Here is a 23,177-nt window from a genome sequence, read left to right as displayed (position 1 = left end):
TGACTCACGCGTCGGCGCGTAGTGCGCTGGTAACTCGTGCGTTACCTGCCATGATCGGCGTCCGGCGTCGCACGTCGGGTGAGAATCCCATTCACGGTGAGAGGCAGACGAAGCAGTGTTCGGTTGGAACCACGACTACGAGTACGTCGGCGTCACCCCCGGCATGCGCCCGGCGGACGGCGTGGGCGAGGTGCGCCGCGTCAAGGGTGCGAAGGAGTGGTCGGGTGAGCCGGCCGTGCAGTTCCATCCGCCGCAGGGCGTGAGCGCGGCGATGGCAGGCACCGTCGTCGACGGGTCGGTCGACTCGCAGGACATCGGCGCCATGATGATCGACCTGTCGCTGCGCGGCTGGTTCCGCATCGAGAAGCTGCAGCCCGCTGACGGTTCGGCGCCCGCAGCGTCGCCGGCGCCGACGTCGAGGCGGGGTGCCAAGGCGCCGCAGGGTGACTGGGTGTTCATCCAGAATGAGTTTCCTGGCGGCGACGTCATCACGCAGGTCGAGGCCGACTTCCTCAACGCCCTGTTCCCGCCCGGCGTCCGTTACGTGACGCTGCCGCAGATGAAGGCGCAGTTGCGGGGGCCGTTGCGCGACATCGCCGACGGTATGTACCGCGAGACGATTCATCGGGGCTGGTACGAGCGAGACCCGCGCCGCAAGGGTTTCCTGGGGATGGGGCGCTCGCCGCGCACCGCCGACGGCACTGCGGTGCGCATCCAGACGCTCGGGTTCAAGAAATACATCGCGACGGCCGAGGCCAAGCAGATCAAGTTCGAGGAAGCGGCCGACCTGTTCAACCGCTACCTGCCGTACGCCATGGTCTTCGGTCTCGCCGACCGGTGGGCGGGCGTCATCGGTGAGGTCGCGAAGATGGCGCAGCTCGAGGGCTTCGGCAACATCATGGGCGACATCGCCTCTGACCCGTTCTTCTGGATGTTCTACGGCGACGACCTCGTCTTCCTCGGCGCGGAGGCGATCGGCGGAATGGCCGACCTGCTCTCGGGCGCCGACGGGCTGTTCGACCTCGGCGGCCTGACGGACGGTCTCGGCGACGTCTTCGGCTCGATCGGTGACGCCGTCGGCGACATCTTCGACTTCTGACGCCGGCCCGTCATCCAGGGGCCGAGCCTGCCCCATCTCCGGGCGACCGCCAGACGTCGCAGGGCCCGGCCGATTGGTCGCCCGGGCCCCGCGTGGGGTATGGTTCATCACGCCCTTCGGGGCTTGCGCCGTGAGGTGCAACGGGCTGTAGCGCAGTTTGGTAGCGCACTTGACTGGGGGTCAAGGGGTCGCAGGTTCAAATCCTGTCAGCCCGACCGAGGACGTTCGGGCCTCACGCGATGGCGTGAGGCCCGAACGTTTCTGTGTTCACCCTCGAGCCTGGTACATGGTGAACCACGGCCTGATGCAGCCCACGGGGCGTCATTCCCCGAGCGACGTCATGCCGGCGACGTAGAGCGCCTGGCCGAGGTGCAGCAGCGCGTCCTCGGTGCAGCTGACGAGACGCGCCGCGCGTGTCACGGGCGGATCCCACGACTCGTCGACGACGTCGTCGAGGTCCGCGGCGGACAGCGAGCTGATGTACGCCTTCTGCGCCGCCACGGCCGCCTCGAGGTGCTCGAACAGCAACGCGACATCCGTGACGACGACCGCCCGCGCCTGCTCAGGGCTGTGGCCGAAGCCGGTCTCGTCATCGTCGACATCGAGTCCGAAGCGCGCATCGAAACCCTGTGCCGTCCAGATCGGTTCGTCGCCGGACAACTGCGCGACCTGGGCGTCGATCTCGCGCGCGGTGTGCCACAGCAGCCATGCGATCGAGTTGTCGTGCCCGCCGGGGTGGGCGTTGAGTTCCTCGTGGGTCAGCTGCGGGCGCAGGGACCCGGACGCGTCGAGGGGGCGCTGTGCGAGGTCCAGCATGAGCGTGATGGCATCCATGGCACCAACGCTACGCCCCCGCTGCAACGACTGCCTATGCTGACGCCATGAGGACGTCATCCGCCTCCGAGCGCCCGCCGCGCGACGACGCGCCCGGGTACGACCTGCCCTGGTACCGCGAGGTGAGCGGGCCGCAGTGGAAGGCGTTCTGGGCCGACTGGCTCGGCTACCTGCTCGACGGATTCGACTTCGTCATCATCACGCTCGTGCTGACGGATGTCGCCGACGAGTTCCACCTGTCGACGGTGCAGGCGACGACGCTCATCAGCGCGGCGTTCGTCTCCCGCTGGTTCGGCGGGCTCGTCCTCGGCGCCGTCGCCGACACGATCGGGCGTCGGCAGGCGATGGTCGCAGCGATCGTGACGTTCTCCGTCGGCTCCGCGCTGTGCGCCGTCTCGACCGGCTACCTCATGATGTTCGTCGCGCGTCTGCTCATCGGGTTCGGCATGGCGGGGGAGTACTCGGCGAGCGCGACGTACGTCATCGAGTCGTGGCCGCAGCACCTGCGCAACAAGGCGTCCGCGTTCCTCATCAGCGGCTTCTCGATCGGCGGGGTGCTCGTCGCGCAGCTGTACCGCTTCGTCGTCCCGGCGTGGGGATGGCGGGCGCTGTTCGCGCTCGGGCTCGTGCCGATCGTCCTCGCACTGTGGCTGCGGCGCGCGCTGCCCGAACCCGCGGACTTCGAACACGCCAAGCGCAACGGCGACCTCGACGCAGCCCCCGACATGTTCACGACGCTCTACCGCGGTCGTCGCGCGGCGCTCAACGTCGTCCTGACTCTGGTGGTGTTCGCCGCGCTGCTCGTCATCTTCACGGGCCACTCGAGCGGCGTGCCCATGACGACGGTGCTCGCGCTCATGACGGCCGCGACATTCGTGTGGTTCCTCGTCCAGTTCGAACCCGAGCGCTGGCCGACGGCGCTAGGCGTCACGCTCGTCGTGTTCACCGTGTTCTCCTTCGCGTGGCCCATCACCGCGCTGCTGCCGACGTACCTCAAGACGGAGCTGCACCTCAGCGCCGCGACCGTCGGTGACGTGCTGTTCTGGTCCGGTTTCGGTACGGCCGCCGGCGCCGTCCTGGCCGGGTTCACCGGCGACCGCTTCGGCACGACGCGCGCCTACTGGGGCAGCCTCGCCCTGTCGATCCCGCTGCTGTGGCCCATCTTCACGATGAGCGGCTCGCACGTCGTCCTCATCGGCGTCATGCTCTTCGTCCAGCAGTGCTTCGGTTCGGGCGTCGGCGGGCTCGTGCCGAAGTGGATGGTCAGCTGGTTCACGCTCGACAAGCGCGCGGCCGGGCTCGGCTTCACCTACAACGTCGGCGCACTCGGCGGCGCCATCTCACCCGTCGTCGGAGCCCAGCTCGCCGGACGCATGCCACTCGGATCGGCGCTCATGACGCTGTCGGCGACGTTCACCGGCGTCGTCATCCTGCTCGTCGCGCTCAAGTTCCCGCTGCGCCTGCAGCGACTCATCCGCCCGAGCGCCGTGCGCCCCGAGGACGGCAGCGACATCGTCACTCGCGCGACGTCACAGGCGGTCTGAGGCATCACGCGCCTCGGAGACCCGCCTCAAGCCGGGCGGCGGTAGCTCACGGAGAACGTGTCACCCGTGCGGCTGATCCCGCTGGGGACGGCGAGTGCGGCGCCGGTGCTCATCGTGATGCGTGTCGACGGCCAACCGGCGAGGTTGCGCGTGCCGTCCTTGCCCTTGGCGTAGACGCTGGAGAAGGTGGGGGAACCGACGTTCGCGAGCGCGCGGGCCCGGCCGTCCGCGCCGCTCGTGCGTTCGAGCACCGCTTCGGCCACGCCGCGCGGTGCCGCACTCGTGCGGTCCGTGCCGACGCAGTCGTTCGTGCGCCAGTTGCACAGCGTGAAGTACGAACGGCCTTCCTTCGCCGCGTAGCGCACCGTCACCTCGACCGCATCGCCGGGCGCGACCGCCAGGTTCGTGATGCGTTCCTGCGCGCGGCTCGGGTAGGTCTCGATCCACGGGTAATAGCTCGTCTTCCACTTCGTGCAGTGCCCGCGCGTGACGGCGGTGCAGACGACATCGAACTCCGTTCCTGCCTGCACGAGCTCGCCCTGCTTCGCGGTGCCTCCGCCGAGCCCGACCCACATGGCCGAGTACCCGTCGCGCCCCGGCCACGATGCCTTGGGCACGATCCAGGTGCCGTGGATGCTCTCAGGGCCGGCGATACTCGCCCGGTATCCCGCCCAGTTCGCGTACGCGGCGGGCTTGACGGGCGCCGGGCGCACCGTCGCCTTCGGGCGGACCATGACGCTGCTGTCGGGCGTCGCCTGCTTGGGCGCGGCGTGCGCAGCTCGCGCCCTCGTCGTGGGCGTGCTCTTGGCCCCACGCATCGTCGCCGGCTTCGTCGAACCCTTCGTCGCGGTGGAGACATGGCGCGCTGACGAGGGCGTCGCGGTCACGTTCTTCGCGCCGGCGCTCTTCGGCGTCGCCTTCTTCGGCGCAGCGTTCTTCGACGTGGCACTCGCGGCGGGCTGGGCGGGGTGCGAAGCACCCGCCATGGCGGACGGCGCGCTCAGCGCGGCGATGGCTGCGACGACGCTCGCGGAGGCGAGCGTGCGGTGGCGGATGGACAAGACCTGTCACTCCTTCGGATGGACGGCTGGTCCCCTCCAACCTATCCACGCAGGCACCGGGCGCCACCGGCGGCGCGCCGAGGCCCGAGGCGCGGATGGCGACGGCCCCCTGTTCACGGGTGGCGCGTCGTGTTCGCCTCCGGGCGTCATCGGACCTAGGGTGGCACCGTGAGCGAGACCCGGGATCCGACGAGTCGCGTGTGGACGGTGCCGAACGCGCTGTCGATGCTGCGGCTGCTCGGGGTGCCCCTGTTCGTGTGGCTGCTGCTCGCCCATCACGACGGTGTGGGTCTCGTCGTCCTCATGATCGCCGGGTTCACCGACTACGCCGACGGCAAGATCGCCCGCAGGTTCCACATGGAATCGCGTCTCGGCGCGCTGCTCGACCCTGCGGCCGACCGGCTCTACATCGCCGCGACGATCGTCTGCCTCGCGATCCGCGGCATCCTGCCGCTGTGGGTCGTGCTCGCCCTCGTGGCGCGCGAGCTGTTCATCCTCGCTCTCGCGCCGACGGTGCGCCGTCACCGGCTGCCGTTGCCGCCCGTGCACTTCATCGGCAAGGCCGCGACGTTCAACCTCCTCTACGCCTTCCCGCTGCTCGTCGTCGCACAGTTCGACGGCACCGTCGGGGATGTCGCCGCTCCCATCGCTTGGGCGTTCGTCATCTGGGGCGTGACGCTGTACTGGCTCGCCGGGCTGCTCTACGCCGTGCAGGTGAGGGAGATGGTCAACGCCGTTCGAGCCCCGCAGGCCGCACGGTGACGCGCCTTCACTGGCGCCGCCACGAACGTCCGGGCGCCGCGCCGCGCGAGGTCGAGGTGCGTGACCCCGCGGCGAGCATGGCGCTCATCTTCGATGCGATGCGTCACCCCATCGACCCCTCGTACGCCGACTCGGCGGCGCGCCGCGAGGCTCAGGGCGCGCCTGCGCGCAGCTGGCGACGCTCACCGCTGCTCATCATCTCCCTGCTGCTCATCGGCCTCATGGTCGGCGCGGCCGCGCACGCGCTGCGCGTGCCCCGCGCCGTCGCGCAGGATCGGCACGCACAGCTCGTCGACCAGATCGAGAGGAAGCAGAGCGACAACGACGACGCCTCCGCCGAGCTCACGCGGCTGCGCGACGACGTCGCGTCGGCGCAGAAGGGCGCTCTCGATCGTCAGTCGCAGGCGGGGCTGAAGAAGACGCTCGACGACGCGACGCGGACGGCGGGCCTCGCCGAGGTTCGCGGCCCGGGCGTCGTCATGACGGTGTCGAACCCCGACACCAAGGACGCCGACTCGGCTGACAGCGATCCACGCACCGGGAACGCCGCGGACGCGGTCACCTCGACCGACCTGCAGCAGCTCGTCAACGGGTGGTGGCAGGCCGGCGCCACCGGTATCGCCATCAACGGCCAGCGCGTCACGTCGATGACGGCGATCCGGTTCGCGGGCTCGGCCGTCCTCGTCAACTTCCGCCCGCTCACGCCGCCGTACGAGATCAGCGTCATGGGACCAGACGACATGCAGAAGACCTTCACCGGCTCGTTCGCCGACCAGTACGCCGCGAGTCTGCGCAAGTCCGGTTTCGGCGTGACGAGCAACGCCTCGAACGACGTCGACCTGCCCGCCCTCGACAGCGTGCACGTCACGCACGCTCGCATCGTTCCCTGACGCACCACCCCCGAGGAGAACACGTTGTTACCTGCCATCGGACTCGCAGTCGGCCTCGCCCTCGGGCTGTGGCTGCACCCCGACGTCCCCGTGTGGATGCAGCCGTACCTGCCGATCGCCGTCATCGCCGCGCTCGATGCGCTGTTCGGTGGTCTGCGCGCGGCGCTCGACGGCATCTTCGACGACAAGGTCTTCGTCGTGTCGTTCCTGTCGAACGTCGTGGTCGCCGCGTTCATCGTCTTCCTCGGCGACCAGCTCGGCGTCGGCAGTCAGCTGTCGACGGGTGTCGTCGTCGTTCTCGGCCTGCGCATCTTCACGAACGTCGCCTCCATCCGTCGTCACATCTTCAAGGCATGAGCGCGACCGGCATGAGCACACCTGCTGACGAGCCCGCGACCCCGCGTGAGACGACGCCCGAGGGGCAGCTCGACGCTCAGGCCCCGCACGGGCCCGAGCCTCGGCCCGAGAACCCCTCGGGCGAGAACTCCTCAGACGCGGGCTCGCCGCCCCAGGCGCACCACCGTCCGTGGAAGCGGTTCGCGTTCGGCGGCCCCGGCACCGGCGTCGGGACGCTCGCGGCGTCCGTGCTCGCGCTCGGGCTGGGCTTCGCCGTCATGACGCAGGTGCGTCAGCACGAGAAGTCGGGCCTGGACAACCTGTCGCAGCCCGACCTCGTGGCGCTGCTGTCGACCGTGCAGGATCAGTCGGCGCGCCTCGAGACAGAGCTGGGCGACCTGCGCGAGAGCAAGTCGAAGCTCGCCTCCGGCGGTGACCGCGCCGCCGTCGAGGACGCACAGAAGCGGCTCGACCAGATGCGCATCCTCAACGGCAGCGTCGCCGTCAGCGGCCCCGGCATCACGATCAGCGTCGACGGCGGTGAGAAGGTGACGTCCGCGAACGTGCTCGACGCCGTGCAGGAACTGCGGGACGCGGGCGCCGAGTCGATCGACGTCGGCGGTCATCGCGTCATCGCCTCGACGTGGTTCTCGGACGTTGACGGTTCGGCCGGCGTGCAGGGCGACAAGCTGCCCTCGACGTTCACGATCACGGCCATCGGCGATCCGCACACGATGAGCACCGCAATGGCCATTCCGGGTGGTGTGACGGATACGCTGACACAAGCAGGCGCCCGGGTTAAGGTCACCGAGGGCGCCACGAACAAGATCACCTCGATCGCCGGGGCGAAGTGAACCCCACCGTGTTCGCCGACACCACGACGACCAACCAAGGAGAGTCATGAGCGATCTTCAGTACCCCGCCGACCTGCGCTACACCGAGGACCACGAGTGGGTGGCCGACAAGGGCGAGGGCACAGTGCGCGTCGGCATCACGTCGTACGCCCAGGACGCTCTCGGTGACGTCGTCTACGTCAGCCTGCCGGCCGTCGGCGACACCGTCACCGCCGGTGAGTCGTGTGGCGAGGTCGAGTCGACGAAGTCGGTCAGCGACCTGTACTCCCCGCTCGACGGCGAGATCGTCGCCGTCAACGACACCCTGGACGCCGAGCCGGGCACGGTCAACACCGACCCGTACGAGTCGGGTTGGATGTTCGAGATCCGCGTCTCCGACGCCTCCGCCGTCGAGGCCCTCATGGACGTCGAGGCCTACCGCGCCTCGCTCGACTGAGCTCCTCGAGGAGGAGATCACCCGGCGATTGCACGACGATCGCCGGGTGACGGTATTCTGACCAACAGTTCCGAGCCCTCCAGCCCTTCGCGGCTGAGGCGAGATCCACGAACGGCGTCATCGCGGCGCGGGGGTGCACACCATGGTTGACGAGCAGAACACCTACGTCGGTGACGCCACGACGATCGGCGTCCCCGGCTCGCACGAGGCCGCTGCGACCTTGTCGACGGAGGCGCCGCGCAGCCTGTCGCCCGCCGACCAGGCCATGGTCGAGGCGTTGCGCCCGAACACCGCCCTGCTCATCGCCCTCAGCGGGCCCAACGCCGGGGCGCGCTTCCTGCTCGACGCCGCCGAGGTCAGCGCCGGGCGTCACCCGAAGAGCGACATCTTCCTCGACGACATCACCGTCTCGCGACGTCACGCGATCTTCGTGCGTGACGAGGATGGCTACAGCGTGCAGGACATCGGCTCGCTCAACGGCACGTACGTCGCGCGTCAGCTCGTCGACCAGGCGAAGCTGCGCACCGGTGACGAGGTCATGATCGGCAAGTACCGTCTCACCTACTACGCGGCCCCGACGAAGGCCTGAGGGCTTCACGCATGGCGCACGGTCTCACGATCAGCGGTGTTCTCGACGAACTGCGCGAGGAGTTTCCCGACCTCACCGTCTCCAAGGTCCGTTTCCTCGACGCGCAGGGGCTCGTTTCGCCGAAGCGCTCCGATTCGGGCTACCGCCGCTACTCACACGAGGACATCGACCGCCTCCGCTTCGTGCTGCGCGCGCAGCGTGACCGCTTCTGGCCGCTCAAGGTCATCCGTGACGCCCTCGACGCCTATGATCGCGGTCTCACCCCGGACGAGGACGTCATGGCGAGTGCCGTGCCCGCCGTCCCCGCTCAGCACGTCGACGAAGACGTCCCGAGCGAGAAGCAGCTCACGGCCGCACCCCGCGAGAACCTGTCGCTGACGCGCGACGAACTGGCCCGTGGGGCTCAGGCGAGCACCTCGCTCATCGACGACCTCGTGACCTTCGGCCTCATCCGCGCTGATTCCGGTGGTCACTTCGACGCCGACGCACTCGCCGTCGCGACAGCCGCTGCCGGGCTCGCTGAGTTCGGTGTGCAGGCCCGTCACCTGCGTCCGTTCCGCCTCGCCGCCGACCGTGAGGTCGGTCTCGTGGAGCAGGTGCCGCTGCGTGACACGACGCAACGCGTGACGATCGCTCAGCGCGCTTTCGCGCTGCACATCGCGCTCGTCAAGGCCGGCCTGCGTCACTGACAGTGCTCGCCACGCCCCGAGCGCGCGCGACCGGCACGCGCCGATGTGGCGTCGACGGAGTAGCGTGGTCGTCGTGAAACGCGCTGAGATCGCCGGAATCCGCATGGACGTCCCCACCGCAAGCCCCGTGCTGCTGCTGCGGATCGAATCCGGCCCCATCCACGTCCCATTGTGGATCGGTTCGTCCGAGGCCTCCATCATCGCCCTGTACGCCGAGGGCGTCGAAGCGCCGCGCCCGCTGACGCACGATCTGCTCCTCGACGTCGCCGCCGCCTCCGGTCGCGCCCTCGACCACGTCGAGATCTCGCGTCTCGTCGACGACGTCTTCGAGGCGAGCCTCGTCTTCGACGACGGCGGCCGCGTCGATGCGCGCGCGAGTGATGCCGTGGCCCTCGCCGTGCGCGCCCAGACGCCGATCCTCGTCGACGACGCCGTCATCACCGCCGCTGGGCTCGAGGTGGCCGACGAGCAGGAGGAAGAGGTCGAGAAGTTCCGCGAATTCCTCGACCAGGTGAGCGCCGACGACTTCGAGGAGCCGGGCGAATGAGTTAACCCTCAACTTAACGTTGAGCTATAGTGCAGGGGTGGAACTCACCGTCGACTCGAACGTTAATGTCCGTGATCGGACCGTGATGCCGCGTCATGGCGGGAAATCTTTCCGGCGTGTCGCGTGTCGAATCGTTGCCCGGCGCGACCCGCGCCCGTACCGTTGAGGAAGTCAAGAGGGCGTGCTGCACGTGCTCACGTCTTTGTTCTTCCAGGAGGTCGCCGTGGTCAGCACCGGCAAGGCGCACGAATCGCAGAAGCAGGTTCATGCGCCGCTCGATGCGGATATCAGCCGTACCGCAGCGCTCGACGACGCAACGCTCGGCTACCGCGGCCCCGCCGCCTGCCGCGCGGCGGGCGTCACCTACCGTCAGCTCGACTACTGGGCCCGCACGGGTCTGCTCGAGCCGTCGGTGCGCAACGTCAGCGGCTCCGGCCACCAGCGTCTGTACTCGTTCCGCGACGTCCTCGTCCTCAAGGTCATCAAGCGCCTGCTCGACGCGGGTGTCTCCTTGCAGCAGATCCGGGTCGCGGTCGCGGCGCTGCGCGACCACGGCGTGCGCGAGCTGGCGGGCATCACGCTGATGTCCGATGGCGCGTCCGTGTACGAGTGCACGAGCGACGACCAGGTCATCGACTTGCTGCGCGGCGGCCAGGGTGTGTTCGGCATCGCGCTCGGTTCGGTCTGGCGCGAGGTCGAGGGCACCCTCGCCGAACTGCCGAGCGAGCGCCCCGACGCCACTGAGATGGCCGAGCATCCCGGCGACGAGTTGCGCCGCCGTCGCGTCGCGAAGAAGGCCGGCTGACCCGCCTCTTTTCGTCCGTTCGAGTACCCGATACCCGCGAGGGGTGTCGGGTACTGTGGTGTTCGCTGTCGAACCTGTCGGGAGAGACCTGTTGCCGCGAGCACGGGCGCCGAAGGGGCAAGCCTCCCCGCAACCTCTCAGGCGAAGTGGACCGTCCAGGTGAAGCAACTCTGGAGCGCGTGCGTGTGACAGAGGGGGAGTAGCCAGCCAAACGGCTGGCCGTCACCCACGACGTGTCACGGGAGTCCTCCATGACCAGCGAATCGCTCGCCCCCTTCGTCGCCCGCCACATCGGCCCCGGCGACGACGATCTCGACCACATGCTCGAAACGATCGGTGCGAGCTCGCTCGACGATCTCATCGCGCGTGCGGTGCCGCAGACGATCGCGCAGCAGCGCCCCCTCGCCCTCGATGCCGCGCCGTCGGAGGCCGCCGTCCTCGCCGAGCTGCGGGAGAAGGCGTCGCGCAACGCGGTGCTCACCTCGATGATCGGCCTCGGCTACTACGGCACGCACACCCCGGGTGTCATCAAGCGCAACATCCTCGAGAACCCGGCCTGGTACACCGCTTACACGCCGTACCAGCCGGAGATCAGCCAGGGCCGCCTCGAGGCGCTGCTCAACTTCCAGACCGTCGTCACCGACCTCACAGGGCTCGCGACGGCCGGTTCGTCGCTGCTCGACGAGGCGACCGCCGTCGCCGAGGCGATGACGCTGATGCGCCGCGTCAGCAAGGCGCCCAAGGATGCGGTGCTCCTGGTCGACGCGAAGGTCATGCCGCAGAGCATCGCCGTGACGCAAACCCGCGCGACCCCGCTCGGGCTCGACGTCATCGTCGCCGACCTGCGCGGTGTCGACTCGCCCGAGGCCCTCGTCGAGGCGGCCGGTGGTCGCAGCGTGTTCGGCGTCGTCGTCCAGTACCCGGCGGCGGACGGTCAGATCGTCGCGTGGAAGAAGCTCGCCGACGCCGCGCACGAGCACGGCGCCCTCATCGCCGCCGCGACGGACCTGCTCGCGCTGACGCTGCTCGCCTCGCCCGGTTCGTGGGGAGCCGATGTCGCCGTCGGCAGCTCGCAGCGCTTCGGCGTCCCGATGGGTTTCGGTGGCCCGCACGCCGGATTCATGGCCGTCCGCTCCGGGCTGGAGCGCAACATGCCGGGCCGCCTCGTCGGCGTCTCGGTGGACGCGGCCGGCAACCAGGCGTACCGCCTCGCGCTGCAGACGCGTGAGCAGCACATCCGCCGCGAGAAGGCGACGTCGAACATCTGCACCGCCCAGGTGTTGCTCGCCGTCATGGCGTCGATGTACGCCGTCTACCACGGCCCTCAGGGGCTGAAGGCGATCGCCGAGCGCGTCCACGAGACCGCTCGCCGCCTCGCGGCGGCGCTGCCGAAGGCCGGCCTCGAGGTCGAGCACGACACCTTCTTCGACACCCTCGCGGTGCGCGCCGAGGGCCGCGCCCAGTCGCTCGTCGACTCGGCGCTCGAGCACGGCGTCAACGTGTGGAAGGCCGATGAGGACACCGTCTACGTCAGTGTCGACGAGACGACGAGCGAGGACGAGCTCGATGCGCTCGGCGCCGCGTGGGGCTTCCGCGCCCGTGAGGCGGCGGAGAACACGGCGTGGCCGAAGGAGATCGAGCGCACGGAGGAATACCTCACGCACCCGGTGTTCAACAGCCACCACAGCGAGACCGCGATGCTGCGCTACCTGCGCCGTCTCGCAGACCGCGACTACGCGCTCGATCGCGGCATGATCCCGCTCGGCTCGTGCACGATGAAGCTCAACGCCACGACCGAGATGGAAGCAGTGACCTGGCCCGAGTTCGCGCACCTGCACCCGTTCGCGCCCGCCAACCAGAACGAGGGCATCCGCGAGCTCATCGCCGACCTCGAGGGCTGGCTGTGCGAGATCACCGGCTACGACGACATCTCGTTGCAGCCGAACGCCGGCTCGCAGGGTGAGTTCGCCGGCTTGCTCGCGATCCACGCCTACCACGAGGCGAACGGTGAGGGGCACCGCAACATCTGCCTCATCCCCGCCTCGGCGCACGGCACGAACGCGGCGTCGGCCGTCATGGCGGGCCTCAAGGTCGTCGTCGTCAAGACGGCCGCCTCGGGCGAGGTCGACCTCGACGACTTCAAGGCCAAGCTCAAGGAGCACGGCGAGAACCTCGCGGCCATCATGATCACCTACCCCTCGACGCACGGCGTGTTCGAGGACACGATCACCGAGATCTGCAGCCTCGTCCACGAGGCCGGCGGGCAGGTGTACGTCGACGGCGCCAACCTCAACGCGATGGTCGGGCTCGCTCAGCCGGGCAAGTTCGGCGGCGACGTGTCGCACCTCAACCTGCACAAGACGTTCTGCATCCCGCACGGCGGCGGTGGCCCCGGCGTCGGCCCGGTCGCGGTGCGTGAGCACCTCGCGCCGCACCTGCCGAACCACCCGCTGTTCGCGGAGGCCGGTCCCGCCACGGGCGTCGGCCCGATCTCGGCGGCGCCGTTCGGCTCGGCGAGCATCCTGCCGATCTCGTGGGCGTACGTGCGTCTCATGGGCGGCGAGGGGCTGACGAAGGCGACGCAGATGGCCGTCGTCAACGCCAACTACGTCGCGAAGCGTCTGCGCGAGGCCTACCCGGTGCTCTACGCGGGTTCCGACGGTCTCGTCGCGCACGAGTGCATCCTCGACCTGCGTCCGCTGACGAAGGAGTCGGGCATCACCGTCGACGACGTCGCCAAGCGCCTCATCGACTACGGCTTCCACGCCCCGACCATGAGCTTCCCCGTCGCGGGCACGCTCATGGTCGAGCCGACGGAGTCGGAGTCGCTCGAGGAGCTCGACCGATTCGTCGACGCGATGCTCGCCATCCGCGCCGAGATCCAGGACGTCATCGACGGCAAGGTCGCCGCCGACGAGTCGGCCCTGCGTCACGCGCCGCACACCGCGGAGTCGTTGACGAGCGACTGGGAGCACCCGTACGAGCGTCGCGACGCCGTCTACCCGGGCTCGACCGACCCGCGCAGCAAGTACTGGGCGCCCGTTCGTCGTCTGCTGCCGTCAGGCGCGTTCGGGCACGAGGTCGGCGGTGCCGGCGCGGTGGCGGTAGTCCTCGAGGAAGTCGGCGATGCGTCCGATGGCCTCTTCGAGCACGTCGACGTCGGGCAGCGTGACGAGTCGGAAGTGGTCGGGGGCGACCCAGTTGAAGCCCGTGCCGTGCGTGACGAGGATCTTCTTGGCCCGCAGGAGGTCGATGACGAAGTCCTGGTCGTTGTCGATCGGGTAGATCTCGGGGTCGAGGCGCGGGAAGGTGTAGAGCGAGCCCATCGGCTTGACGCAGCTGACGCCGGGGATCTCGTTGAGCATTCGCCAGGCCAGCATCGATTGTTCGTAGAAGCGGCCGTCGGGCCCGATGAGCTCGTTGATCGACTGGTAGCCGCCGAGCGCGGTCTGGATGGCGTGCTGCGCGGGCACGTTGGCGCACATGCGCATGTTGGCGAGCAGCGTCAGACCCTCGAGGAAGTCCTCGGCGAGGTGCTTCGGCCCGGAGATCATGACCCAGCCGGCGCGGTAACCGCACACGCGGTAGGCCTTGGACAGGCCGCTGAAGGTGAGGCACAGGACGTCATCGCCCGCGAACGTCGCGGCGTGGTGGTGCACAGCGTCCTCGAACAGGATCTTCTCGTAGATCTCGTCGGCCATGACGACGAGGTCGTGGCGGCGCGCGATGTCGACGAGGCCGCGCACGACATCCTCGGAGTAGACGGCGCCCGTGGGGTTGTTCGGATTGATGATGACGATGGCGTGGGTGTTCTCGGTGATCTTCGACTCGATGTCCGCCAGATCCGGGTTCCAGCCGTTCTCCTCGTCGCACAGGTAGTGCACGGGCGTACCGCCGGTGAGGGAGACCGCACCGGTCCACAGCGGATAGTCGGGGGCGGGCACGAGGATCTCGTTGCCGTCGTCGACGAACGCCTGCAGCACCATCGTGATGAGCTCGGAGACGCCGTTGCCGATGTAGACGTCCTCGACCTGCGTGTCCTTGAGGCCGCGGCTCTGGTAGTACTGCGCGACGGCCGTGCGCGCCGAATAGATGCCGCGGCTGTCGCTGTAGCCCTGCGCGTGGTGCAGGTGGTGCTTCATGTCCGCGAGGATCGCCTCCGGCGCCTCGAATCCGAACGGCGCCGTGTTGCCGATGTTGAGCTTCAGGATCTTGTGACCCTCGGCCTCGAGCCGCTGCGCCTCCTCCAGGATCGGGCCACGCACGTCGTAGCGGACGTTCTGGAGCTTGTTCGACTGTCGGATCGCACGCATGAGCACAGGTTTTCACACCGCGTCGCTCAGGGCGTGGTAGACACGGCATTCGGGACGGCGGCGTGCCCCGGCGCGGACGTCGTCCGCACGCTCGAGCCCTCGGAGGTCTTGACGACCTCGACGTGCGTGGGGATGCGGGCGCGCAGTTCGGTGACGTGGCTGACGACGCCGACGAGCCGTCCGCCCTCTCGCAGCGAGTCAAGCACTTCCATGACCTGCTCGAGCGTGTCCTGATCGAGGCTGCCGAACCCCTCGTCGACGAACAGCGTGTGCAGTTCCAGGCCGCCTGAGCCGGCGCGCACGGCATCGCCGAGGCCGAGTGCGAGGGCGAGGGAGGCCATGAACGCCTCGCCGCCTGAGAGCGTGGCGGTGTCGCGTGAGCGCCCCGTCCACGCGTCGACGACGAGCAGCCCGAGGCCGCTGCGCTGGTTGCCCTTGGCTCGTTCGTCGGTGTAGCGCAGCTGGTAGCGCCCGTCCGTCATCGTCGCCAGACGTTCGTTGGCCATCTGCGTGACCGTCTCGAGGTGCGCCGCGAGCACGTAGCTCGTCAGCCGCATGCGGCGGGTGTTCTCGCCGGTGCCGGTGAAGCTCGCAGCGAGTTCGGCCGTCTCCGCGGCGCGCTCGGCCATCGGCAGATAGGTGCGGACGGCGTCGGCCACCTGGTGGCGCACCGAGTCGAGCACGGCCTGAGTCTGCTGCCACTTGACGGCGACCGTCGTGGCCTCTTGGGCCCGGCGGGTCAGCACCTCGGCACGCTGGGTGAGCCGCGCCGGATCGGCGGCCGGGGTGAAGGCTGCGATGCGCACCTGCTCGTCCTCGAGGCTCGTCTGTGCCGCGGCGACCCGGCGGACGGCGTCGTTCCAGGTGGCGTCGAGGCGGGCGCGCTCGTCCTCGGGCAGGGCCAGTGCGCGCGCCTGTTCGATCGTGTCGTGTCCGGCGACGGCGAGTTCGTCCGCCACGGCCTGGGCGGCACTGCTGGCGGCCTGCTCCGCGTGCTGAGCGTCGCGCTGGGCGCGCTCGACGTCATCGATGAGGCGTCGACGCTCGGTGACGGCCGCCAGCGCCGCCGCGACGAGCGACGGCTCGAGCGGTGCGGGGGAGCCGGGCTGGTCTTTCGCCACCTCGGCGCGCGCGCCGAGCCCGTCGGCGACTGCCTCCATGCGTTGCGCCGGCATCAGCGACCCCGGCGGCGTCGAGCCCGCCGCCGGGCTCGACGGCTGCTGCGACTGGTACGAACCCGTCCCGGAGGCCGCGCTGCGCGGCGGCCAATCGACGCCGAGAGCGGCCAGGGTGGCCGACGGGACCGCCTGCAGCGCAGTGGTGAGGACGCCGAGCGCGTGCTCCGTGGCAGTTCGAGCCTCACCAACGGCGCTCTGCGCTCCCACGCAACGCTCCTCGGCCGCGCTCAGCGCGGAAAGTGCCTTCGTGTGGGCGGCTTCTGCGCTCGAGAGCGCCGCGCGTGCTTGGGTTGCTTCGGCAGACAGTGCAGCGGCCGTCGTCGTGAGGTCGGTGAGCGCGCGCGTGACGGCGTCGGCCAAAGCCTCGCCGGCCCGCGCGTCTTCGGCCGGTGCATCGTCGTTCCGCTCATCGTCGGCTTGGGCGCCACCGTCAAGCGAAGCATCGTGGTTCTGTACGTCGCCGGCCGGCGTGCCGTTGTCGCCCGGAACGTCGGCCGCCAGGACGACGTCCTTTCGTGCGTCGTCATCATCATCGGTGCTGAGCCACGTCCTCAGCGCGTCGGCATGGCCCAGACGGCGCGCGGTGGTCTCGACGTGGTCGAGGTGACGCAGCTGCGCCGGGTCATCGTGCGCGCGTGCCGTCGACAGATCGTCGGCGAGCGCCTCGACCGCGACGCGCAGTTCGTCGTGATGCGCGGTCACGGCCTCGTCGAGGTGCCTCAGGCGTTCACGGGCCGCGCTCGCGGAGGCGCCGGCGCGCAGCCGGGCCGCGTCGGCCTCGCCGGCCCGCTGCTCGGCCTGCTCGATCTGCTCCGCGCCGGGAGCGTCATCGGCGGGGCTCGCCGGGCTCGGATGCGTGGCTGAACCGCACACGGGGCACGGTTCGTCAGGTGCGAGAGCTGCACCCAGTTCCCCCGCGATGCCGGCCAGGCGCGCCTCGCGCAGCCGCAGCACTTCGCGCTCCGCCGCCGCGTGGGCGCGTACGGCTTCGGTCTCGCGTGCCTCAGCCTTCGCGAGGGCGTGGGCCAGCTCAGGGCGACGCGCCGCCTCACGGCTCAGTCGCGCCAGGGCAGCCCGCGCATCTGACGGGTCAGGCAGCGTCGCCACGAGCGTCGCGACCTGGTCATGCTGCTCGCCGGCGCGCGTCACGGCCCCTTCGGCCCGCGTGGTCGCCGCCTGGGCCTCGGCGAGCCGCGCCTCGGCGTCCTGCAGCTGCGCCACTGCACGAACCTCGCGCGTCTGCGCCGATGCCACATCGCGTGCGCTCGACTCGGCGTGACGCAGCGCGTCACTCACCGCCTCGAACCAGCCGTCGGTGAGCTCGGGGGAGGGCCAGCCACTCTCGGGCACGTGCACGCCCCGTTCGCGCAGCGCCGTCTCGGCCCGCGTGACGGCCTCCACCGCGCGTTCGGCATCCGCAGCCGCGGCGCCGGCGCGCGCGTGCAGCCTCAGCGCCCCGGCCACAGACGCCGCGTCGTCGAGGGTGCGGCGCACCGAAGCCAGCCGGTCGGCGGGCCATTCGGCGATGACATCCGCCGCCTCCTGGGCGCGTGCGCGCAGCAGGGTGCGGGCGGCTTCGTCGTCGGCGGCACGGCTCGCACGTCGCGCGCGCACCTCATTGGTGCGCGCCGCGTGCTCGAGAGCGTCGCGGCGTTCGGTGACCTCACGGACGACGGCGCGCAGACGCTCGGGTAGCTCGGGTACGCCCGCGCTGACGGCGTCGGCGCTCGGCGCATCGACGCTGACGTCGAACGGCGCCTCGAGGGGCTCGTCGAGGCGGGCGAGCGCGTCGTCGATGATCGTCAGGTGGCTGCGGATGCGTTCGAGTGACGTGTCGCGCTCGCGGGCACGCTGATTCTTCGCCTCCGTGAACCACGTCTCGACGGCGTCGAACCGGCTGACGTCGAAGAGGCGTTCGAGCAGGATGCGACGATCTTCCGGCTTGGCGCGCAGGAATTGAGCGAACTCGCCCTGTGGCAGCAGCACCACCTGCGCGAACTGCTCGAGTCGCATGCCCAGGGTGTCGCTCATCATGTCCGCGGCCTCGTCGATGCGCTGCGAGACGAGATGCCATGCGTTGTCGCGCCATTGGCTGAGAAGCACCGACGCCTGACGCGTCGTCGTGCCCGTGCCGCGGCGTTTGGGCGCCTCCCACTGGGGGGTGCGCTGCACGCGCCAGCGGGTGCGTCCGACGCTGAACTCGAGCTCGACGCGCGGCTCGGCGAACGGTTCGGCGTGGTGGCTGCGAAGGCTCTGACGCAGCGACTTGCGGGCGCCGGGCACGTCGCCGAACAGCGCGAACGCGATGGCGTCGAGCAGCGAGCTCTTGCCGGAGCCGGTGGGACCGTTGATGAGCAGGATGCCCTGATCGAGGGCGTCGAAGTCGATGTGCTCGCGCCCGGGGAAGGGCCCGAACGCCTCGAGGGTGAGCGAGTGCAATCTCATCGCAGGGCCTCCAGGTCGAACATCGAGCCGTCGTCGCGCATGGTCTCGGCGTCGTGGCGGTTCGCCGCGGCGACGGCGTGGCCGATGGCGGTGCGTTCGGTCGCGTTGGGACCGCGTCCCCCGCGCACGTGGGCGAGGAAGTCGCAGCACAGCTCGACGTCGTCGCGCCCGGCGAGGCGCTCGGCGTACGTGAGCGGCGCATCATCCTTGCGGGCCGATTCGAAGGAGAGCCGCAGGGTGTGCGGGAAGCGGGCTCGTAGCCGATCCATCGCCGCGGCCGGCCGAATCTCGTCGGTCAGCGTCACCTGGCACCAAGCCGCCTCGGCATGGGCGAGTGCGGGCTCGGCGAGCAGGTCGTCGAGTTCGCCGACGAGCGTCGCGAGCGGGCGGTGCACGGGCGCCTCGATGAATTCCCCATGCGCGGCACCACGTGTGACGTCGATGAGCCACGTGCCCTTCGTGTGGCCTGCCTCGCTGAACGACATCGCGACGGGGCTGCCGCTGTAGCGCACGTGCTCTTCGAGCGTCTGCGGGCCGTGCAGGTGCCCGAGCGCGGCGTAGTCGAAGCCTGACACGACGGACGTGGGTACCTGGCCGAGGCCACCGACGCTGATGTCGCGCTCTGAGTCGCTCGTCGTCGCCCCGGCGAAGTACGCGTGCGCCATCGCGACGACGGGCGCGCCGTTGTCAGGCACCTGGGCTCGCGAGCGCGCGACCGCCTCGCTCAGCACCGCCCGATGCGTTCCCTCATCGAGGCCGAACACGCCCGCAGCTACCGACGGTTCGAGGTAGGGCAGCGCGACGACGTGACCGGCGATCTCGTCGCTGCCGCGCCGCGGCACCGCCACCGGCCGGGTGATGCCCTCATAGGCGGCGCGGATGTGCAGACCCGCATGCTCCATGATGCGCGAGCCGAAGTTGAGCCGGGACGCCGAGTCGTGGTTGCCGGAGGTGACGACGACGCGAGCGCCGGTGTCGAGCAACCGCCACAGGGCGTCGTCGAGCAGTTCGACGGTGCGCGGGTTGGGCAGCGCCCGGTCGTACACGTCTCCGGCGACGAGGACGGCGTCGACCTGCTCGTCGCGCGCGAGGTCGACGAGATGGTCGAAGTAGGCGGAGTGAGCCTCACCGAGGCCCTCGCCGTGGAACGAGCGGCCCAGGTGCCAGTCGGACGTGTGCAGGATGCGCATGTCTCACACGCTAGAGGTGAGCGCCGACAATCGCGGAATCCCGCGGAAGAAGCAGCCTGAATCGACGTCACACAGCTCGTGCGACCAGGGCACAGAACGCAGGTACGACCTCAGACCGACGGCAGGTGCGTCGTGTTCCACGAGGCGATCGTCGGGATTCCGTGGTGCGTGTCGAGGGCGCACACGGCGCCGGCGTCGAGCTGCAGCGACGCCGCGAAGCGCGGCTGCTGACGCAGGTACGCGGCGGCGAGGATGCGCAGCAGGTGCCCGTGGGCGACGAGGATGACGTCGCCCTGCTCCAGCAGCGGATGCACCCGTGCGAGCACGTGCGAGGCGCGCGCGGCGACGTCCTCGACCGTCTCACCCGGGGTCTCGCCAGGGATGACGCCGTCGGCGAAGATCTCCCAGTCGTACCCGACCTCCTCACGGATCTGCGGCGTCGACTTGCCCTCGTAGCCGCCGTAGTCCCACTCGCGCAGGTCGTCGTCGATCTCGAGGTTCTGCAGCCCGATGAGTTCGGCCGTGCGCCGCGCGCGCAGCAGCGGGGAGACGAACTCCGCGACGAAGTGGTGTCCGGCGAGCGCCTGCCCGGCCGCCCGCGCGACGGCCTCCCCGGCGGGCAGCAACGGCAGATCCGTGGTGCCGGTGTGGCGCCCGTCACGTGACCACTGCGTCTCGCCGTGGCGCACGAGCACGAGGCGTCCGGAGTCGGGGCGGGGGGCGTTGGGGCTGGCTGCGTCGGGCACGCCTGGCAGCCTAGTGGCACGATGGGCGTATGAGCGCCAACGACCCCCACCGCAGCGTCAGCATCTCCCGCACGAGCGCTGGACGCTTCGTCGCGACGAACGCGCGCGGCGGCACCCTCGAGTTCGGCTCGGGTGACGACACCGACTTCACGCCCGTCGAGCTGTTGCTCACCGCGATCGCCGGGTGCAGTGCCATCGACGTCGACATCTTCACCACGCGCCGCAGCGAGCCGACGCAGTTCGACGTCGTCGCCGAGGGCGACAAGGTGCGCGACGAGCAGGGCAACCACATGGGCCCGATCGACGTGACGTTCACCGTCCGTTTTCCCGAGGGCGACGCCGGCGACGCCGCGCGCAAGGTCTACCCGGAGACGGTCGAGTTGTCCCACGAGAAGCTGTGCACCGTCAGCCGCACGGTCGTGCTGCCCACCGAGGTGAGGATGCACGTCGCCGAATGACGGCCGCGGTGGCGGCGGCGCCCTGACGCTGTCCCCGGACCCGCTGCCCGGACGCGTTCTTGCCGCGCGTCGTCCCACGAATCGGACCCTGCGGATCGGGTGGGTGCGAATCCCCATCCGACCTCGTCGCCCGTGCCATAGTGTGCGGGCTGCTGTCGAGAGCCAGGGAGATGCGTCGGTGGACAAGATCACGCTCACCCATGACGTCCCGGTGCCGCCGGCGGCCGCGTTCTACCTGTTCGTCGGCGAGATCAGCAAGTGGTGGCCGCCGCTGCAGACTCCTGACCCCGCGCGTCATGCGGGCGTCGTCATCGAGGCCCGTCCGGGCGGGACCGTCAGCTTCCGAATCGGCGGCGAGGATCGCGCGTGGGGCGAGGTCGTCAGCGTCGACCTGCGCTCGTCGATCGTCTTCGACTGCTGGCGCCGCGGCGAGCATCGTCATCCGAGCCGCGTCAGCGTCCGGTTCAGCGACAGCGAATGGGGCACCCGCGTCACCTTCGAGCACGACGGTTGGGACGACGACAACGCAGGCGCGCGCGCCCGGTACGGCGACTGGCCGCTCATCCTCGCCGAGTTCGTCGCCCACACCCGCCGTCACGCGCGGGGGATCAGGGTGGCGGCGCGTGATCCGCGCGGCGTAGCCTGAGGCATGGCGCTCTTCCTCGACATCCACCCCCAGAACCCGCAGCCGCGCACCGTTCGTCAGGTCGTCGACGCTCTGCGTGACGGCGCGCTCATCGCCTACCCGACGTCGTCAGGTTTCGCTCTCGGTTGCGCGCTCGGCAACGCCGAGGGCAAGGAGCGCATGGTGCGCATCCGGCACCTCGACGCCAAGCACGACTTCACGCTCGTGTGCGAGGACTTCGCACAACTCGGTCAGCTCGTACAGCTCAACAACGCCGCGTTTCGGGCGATCAAGGCCTCGACGCCGGGGCCGTACACGTTCATCCTGCCCGCGACGGCGGAGGTGCCGCGCAAGCTCGTGCACCCGAAGAAGAAGACGGTCGGGGTGCGTCTCGACGACCATCCGATCGCGCGCGCCATCGTCGCGGAGTTGGGCGAGCCGCTGCTGTCGACGTCGCTCATTCTGCCCGACCAGGACGAACCGTTCACCTACGGCTGGGCCGTCAAGGACGCGCTCGACCATGAGGTCGACATCGTCATCGATGCCGACGAGGTCGAGCCGCGCCCGACGAGCGTCATCGACTACACGGACGCGGCGCCGACCGTGTTGCGCGTCGGTGCCGGCGACGTCGCGCGCTTCGAGGGCTGACGCCGCGTCGCCGCGCGAACGGGGCCTGGAACAAGGGCCGGAGAAGGCGCGGCGATCCACCCCCGCGGACGGTGCGTGCCGCCTAGACTCGACGTCATGATCATCGTGACGACGAACGACGTGACCGGTCACCGCATCGAGGCGACGATGGGTGAGTGCTTCGGCCTGACGGTGCGCTCGCGCCACATCGGCTCCAACATCGGCGCCGGGCTCAAGGCCATGGCCGGTGGTGAGCTCAAGGGCATCACCGAACTGCTCGTCGAGTGCCGCCGTGAAGCGTTGTCCCGCCTGGCCGCCGAGGCGCAGGCGCGCGGCGCGAACGCCGTCGTGGCATTCCGCTTCGAGACGAACGAGTTCGCACAGACCGGCATCGAGGTGTGCGCCTACGGCACGGCCGTCTATATCGCACCTGACGGCCAGCAGGGCGGGCAGCAGGCGCACCAGGGTCAGCAGGGCGGGGCGCAGCAGTGGAATGCGCCGGCGTCGCAGAGCATGGGCCAGCAGTTCGCGGGCGGCTCGGGCGAGCCCTCGCAGCAGTGGCAGGGCAACGCTGACGCACAGCGGTGACGACGCTCGTCGTCGCCGCGGCGGCCAGCGAGACGCGCTATCTTCCCGCTGACGTCGACGTGGTCCTGACCGGCCTGGGCAAGACCGCGGCGGCAATCGCAACGACGCGGGCACTCGCGGAGCGCACGCCGCAGGAACGGGCGGGGCTGCAGGTCGTCAACCTCGGCTCATGTGGAGCCCTGCGCCCCGGCATGCGCGGCGTCTTCGAGCCGGGCGTCGTGCTCAACCACGACATCAGTGCCGACGCGATCCGCGCCCTCGGCCACGACGTGCGCGAGCGCCTCGACGTCGGGGCAGGAGACCCAGAGCTCGTCCTGGCCACGGGTGACCTGTTCGTCAGCGACGCACAGGTGCGGGATGCTCTTGCCGAGCGCGCGTCGCTCGTCGACATGGAGGGCTACGCCGTCGTCGCGGCCTGCCAGGCGTTCGACGTGCCCGTGCGCGTCGTCAAGCACGTCTCGGACGACGCCGACGCCTCCGCGTTCGACTGGGCGACGCTCGTCGACACCTCGGCGCGCGACCTCGCGGCCTGGTTCACCGCCAACGTCTCGTCCACCTGAC

22 protein-coding genes, 1 tRNA gene, 1 pseudogene and 1 riboswitch are annotated in these 23,177 nt (G+C 70.0%); of the genes and pseudogenes, 18 read left to right on the top strand and 6 right to left on the bottom strand.

All coding sequences use genetic code 11. The features are described 5' to 3' along the window. The first annotated feature begins 115 nt into the window (after positions 1-115). On the top strand, positions 116-1,099 hold the full coding sequence (locus tag AC1RS9_RS02850) for a DUF2207 family protein (protein ID WP_038567980.1): 984 nt from the start codon (positions 116-118) through the stop codon (positions 1,097-1,099). A gap of 141 nt (positions 1,100-1,240) precedes the next feature. Further along, a tRNA-Pro gene (locus AC1RS9_RS02845) sits at positions 1,241-1,314 on the top strand. Between the two features lie 106 nt (positions 1,315-1,420). Here the strand turns inward: AC1RS9_RS02845 and AC1RS9_RS02840 are convergent. After that, positions 1,421-1,933 (bottom strand): mycothiol transferase, encoded by a 513-nt coding sequence (locus AC1RS9_RS02840; RefSeq protein WP_492920439.1) that lies wholly within the window; start codon positions 1,931-1,933, stop codon positions 1,421-1,423. A gap of 47 nt (positions 1,934-1,980) precedes the next feature. Here AC1RS9_RS02840 and AC1RS9_RS02835 point away from each other — a divergent pair, with 47 nt between their 5' ends. Next, complete coding sequence (locus tag AC1RS9_RS02835) at positions 1,981-3,477, top strand: sialate:H+ symport family MFS transporter (protein WP_492920437.1); 1,497 nt, start codon at positions 1,981-1,983, stop codon at positions 3,475-3,477. Positions 3,478-3,503: 26 nt separating this feature from the next. On the opposite strand, the gene AC1RS9_RS02830 is transcribed toward AC1RS9_RS02835, so the two are convergent. After that, entirely contained in the window at positions 3,504-4,538 is a 1,035-nt protein-coding gene (locus tag AC1RS9_RS02830) for a G1 family glutamic endopeptidase (RefSeq protein WP_074039231.1), read from the bottom strand. Positions 4,539-4,706: 168 nt separating this feature from the next. Here AC1RS9_RS02830 and clsA point away from each other — a divergent pair, with 168 nt between their 5' ends. The 10 genes and pseudogenes from clsA to gcvP all read left to right on the top strand — a co-directional run. Further along, complete coding sequence (gene clsA / locus AC1RS9_RS02825) at positions 4,707-5,300, top strand: cardiolipin synthase ClsA (RefSeq protein WP_038568009.1); 594 nt, start codon at positions 4,707-4,709, stop codon at positions 5,298-5,300. Further along, on the top strand, positions 5,297-6,190 hold the full coding sequence (locus tag AC1RS9_RS02820) for a DUF881 domain-containing protein (RefSeq protein WP_006943380.1): 894 nt from the start codon (positions 5,297-5,299) through the stop codon (positions 6,188-6,190). The genes clsA and AC1RS9_RS02820 overlap by 4 nt, the downstream gene beginning before the upstream one ends. Positions 6,191-6,214: 24 nt before the next feature. Next, positions 6,215-6,547: a small basic family protein gene (locus tag AC1RS9_RS02815; protein WP_006943348.1), complete on the top strand. Its 333-nt coding sequence runs from the start codon at positions 6,215-6,217 to the stop codon at positions 6,545-6,547. Beyond that, on the top strand, positions 6,544-7,380 hold the full coding sequence (locus AC1RS9_RS02810) for a DUF881 domain-containing protein (RefSeq protein ID WP_288756663.1): 837 nt from the start codon (positions 6,544-6,546) through the stop codon (positions 7,378-7,380). The genes AC1RS9_RS02815 and AC1RS9_RS02810 overlap by 4 nt, the downstream gene beginning before the upstream one ends. A 46-nt stretch (positions 7,381-7,426) precedes the next feature. After that, positions 7,427-7,816, top strand: coding sequence for a glycine cleavage system protein GcvH (gene gcvH / locus AC1RS9_RS02805; protein ID WP_006943367.1), 390 nt, complete (start codon positions 7,427-7,429; stop codon positions 7,814-7,816). 142 nt (positions 7,817-7,958) lie between these two features. Continuing rightward, positions 7,959-8,405, top strand: a complete 447-nt coding sequence (locus tag AC1RS9_RS02800) for an FHA domain-containing protein (RefSeq protein WP_040014173.1) — start codon at positions 7,959-7,961, stop codon at positions 8,403-8,405. 11 nt (positions 8,406-8,416) lie between these two features. Continuing rightward, positions 8,417-9,094 (top strand): transcriptional regulator FtsR, encoded by a 678-nt coding sequence (gene ftsR / locus AC1RS9_RS02795; RefSeq protein ID WP_474915940.1) that lies wholly within the window; start codon positions 8,417-8,419, stop codon positions 9,092-9,094. A gap of 73 nt (positions 9,095-9,167) precedes the next feature. Beyond that, complete coding sequence (locus tag AC1RS9_RS02790; protein WP_435575427.1) at positions 9,168-9,641, top strand: bifunctional nuclease family protein; 474 nt, start codon at positions 9,168-9,170, stop codon at positions 9,639-9,641. Between the two features lie 286 nt (positions 9,642-9,927). Next, positions 9,928-10,446, top strand: coding sequence for a MerR family transcriptional regulator (locus tag AC1RS9_RS02785; protein WP_276525040.1), 519 nt, complete (start codon positions 9,928-9,930; stop codon positions 10,444-10,446). A gap of 68 nt (positions 10,447-10,514) precedes the next feature. Further along, a riboswitch (glycine riboswitch) is annotated at positions 10,515-10,610 on the top strand. A gap of 87 nt (positions 10,611-10,697) precedes the next feature. Then, a pseudogene (gene gcvP, locus AC1RS9_RS02780) lies at positions 10,698-13,520 on the top strand (aminomethyl-transferring glycine dehydrogenase); the annotation flags it as partial. On the opposite strand, the gene AC1RS9_RS02775 reads toward gcvP, so the two are convergent. The 4 genes from AC1RS9_RS02775 to AC1RS9_RS02760 all read right to left on the bottom strand — a co-directional run bounded on the left by AC1RS9_RS02775 (position 13,506) and on the right by AC1RS9_RS02760 (position 20,318). Then, a complete protein-coding gene (locus AC1RS9_RS02775; protein WP_074045488.1) occupies positions 13,506-14,759 on the bottom strand; it encodes a pyridoxal phosphate-dependent aminotransferase in 1,254 nt (417 codons plus the stop codon). The pseudogene gcvP and the gene AC1RS9_RS02775 sit on opposite strands and share 15 nt — an antisense overlap. 26 nt (positions 14,760-14,785) lie before the next feature. Beyond that, positions 14,786-18,382 (bottom strand): AAA family ATPase, encoded by a 3,597-nt coding sequence (locus tag AC1RS9_RS02770; protein WP_474915942.1) that lies wholly within the window; start codon positions 18,380-18,382, stop codon positions 14,786-14,788. After that, positions 18,379-19,572: an exonuclease SbcCD subunit D gene (locus AC1RS9_RS02765; RefSeq protein WP_474915944.1), complete on the bottom strand. Its 1,194-nt coding sequence runs from the start codon at positions 19,570-19,572 to the stop codon at positions 18,379-18,381. The genes AC1RS9_RS02770 and AC1RS9_RS02765 overlap by 4 nt, the downstream gene beginning before the upstream one ends. Before the next feature lie 110 nt (positions 19,573-19,682). Further along, entirely contained in the window at positions 19,683-20,318 is a 636-nt protein-coding gene (locus AC1RS9_RS02760) for a histidine phosphatase family protein (protein ID WP_115296254.1), read from the bottom strand. 29 nt (positions 20,319-20,347) lie between these two features. On the opposite strand from AC1RS9_RS02760, the gene AC1RS9_RS02755 reads away from it, so the two are divergent. The 5 genes from AC1RS9_RS02755 (at position 20,348) to AC1RS9_RS02735 (ending at position 23,176) form a co-directional block, all read left to right on the top strand. Beyond that, on the top strand, positions 20,348-20,776 hold the full coding sequence (locus tag AC1RS9_RS02755; RefSeq protein ID WP_006944390.1) for an OsmC family protein: 429 nt from the start codon (positions 20,348-20,350) through the stop codon (positions 20,774-20,776). A gap of 178 nt (positions 20,777-20,954) precedes the next feature. After that, positions 20,955-21,422 (top strand): SRPBCC domain-containing protein, encoded by a 468-nt coding sequence (locus AC1RS9_RS02750; RefSeq protein WP_074039236.1) that lies wholly within the window; start codon positions 20,955-20,957, stop codon positions 21,420-21,422. Between the two features lie 3 nt (positions 21,423-21,425). Then, positions 21,426-22,049 (top strand): L-threonylcarbamoyladenylate synthase, encoded by a 624-nt coding sequence (locus tag AC1RS9_RS02745; protein ID WP_006944340.1) that lies wholly within the window; start codon positions 21,426-21,428, stop codon positions 22,047-22,049. A gap of 96 nt (positions 22,050-22,145) precedes the next feature. Next, on the top strand, positions 22,146-22,616 hold the full coding sequence (locus tag AC1RS9_RS02740; protein WP_006944389.1) for a YbjQ family protein: 471 nt from the start codon (positions 22,146-22,148) through the stop codon (positions 22,614-22,616). Next, positions 22,613-23,176 carry a nucleosidase gene (locus tag AC1RS9_RS02735; protein WP_239302941.1) on the top strand — a complete coding sequence of 188 codons (564 nt, stop codon included), beginning with the start codon at positions 22,613-22,615 and terminating at the stop codon, positions 23,174-23,176. The genes AC1RS9_RS02740 and AC1RS9_RS02735 overlap by 4 nt, the downstream gene beginning before the upstream one ends. The last annotated feature ends 1 nt before the right edge of the window (position 23,177 follow it).

It is taken from the genome of Dermacoccus sp. MPR-E5 (genome assembly GCF_058809565.1).
Note: the sequence above shows the minus strand (reverse complement) of the source record. Positions and strands in the feature narration are given on the sequence as shown.

Bases quoted from the DNA above. Each gene is read 5' to 3' on its own strand.
- AC1RS9_RS02840 (WP_492920439.1), bottom strand. From the start codon at position 1,933: ATGGATGCCATCACGCTCATGCTGGACCTCGCACAGCGCCCCCTCGAC.
- AC1RS9_RS02835 (WP_492920437.1), top strand. From the start codon at position 1,981: ATGAGGACGTCATCCGCCTCCGAGCGCCCGCCGCGCGACGACGCGCCC.
- AC1RS9_RS02810 (WP_288756663.1), top strand. From the start codon at position 6,544: ATGAGCGCGACCGGCATGAGCACACCTGCTGACGAGCCCGCGACCCCG.
- gcvH (WP_006943367.1), top strand. From the start codon at position 7,427: ATGAGCGATCTTCAGTACCCCGCCGACCTGCGCTACACCGAGGACCAC.
- AC1RS9_RS02800 (WP_040014173.1), top strand. From the start codon at position 7,959: ATGGTTGACGAGCAGAACACCTACGTCGGTGACGCCACGACGATCGGC.
- ftsR (WP_474915940.1), top strand. From the start codon at position 8,417: ATGGCGCACGGTCTCACGATCAGCGGTGTTCTCGACGAACTGCGCGAG.
- AC1RS9_RS02775 (WP_074045488.1), bottom strand. From the start codon at position 14,759: ATGCGTGCGATCCGACAGTCGAACAAGCTCCAGAACGTCCGCTACGAC.
- AC1RS9_RS02770 (WP_474915942.1), bottom strand. From the start codon at position 18,382: ATGAGATTGCACTCGCTCACCCTCGAGGCGTTCGGGCCCTTCCCCGGG.
- AC1RS9_RS02765 (WP_474915944.1), bottom strand. From the start codon at position 19,572: ATGCGCATCCTGCACACGTCCGACTGGCACCTGGGCCGCTCGTTCCAC.
- AC1RS9_RS02755 (WP_006944390.1), top strand. From the start codon at position 20,348: ATGAGCGCCAACGACCCCCACCGCAGCGTCAGCATCTCCCGCACGAGC.
- AC1RS9_RS02745 (WP_006944340.1), top strand. From the start codon at position 21,426: ATGGCGCTCTTCCTCGACATCCACCCCCAGAACCCGCAGCCGCGCACC.
- AC1RS9_RS02740 (WP_006944389.1), top strand. From the start codon at position 22,146: ATGATCATCGTGACGACGAACGACGTGACCGGTCACCGCATCGAGGCG.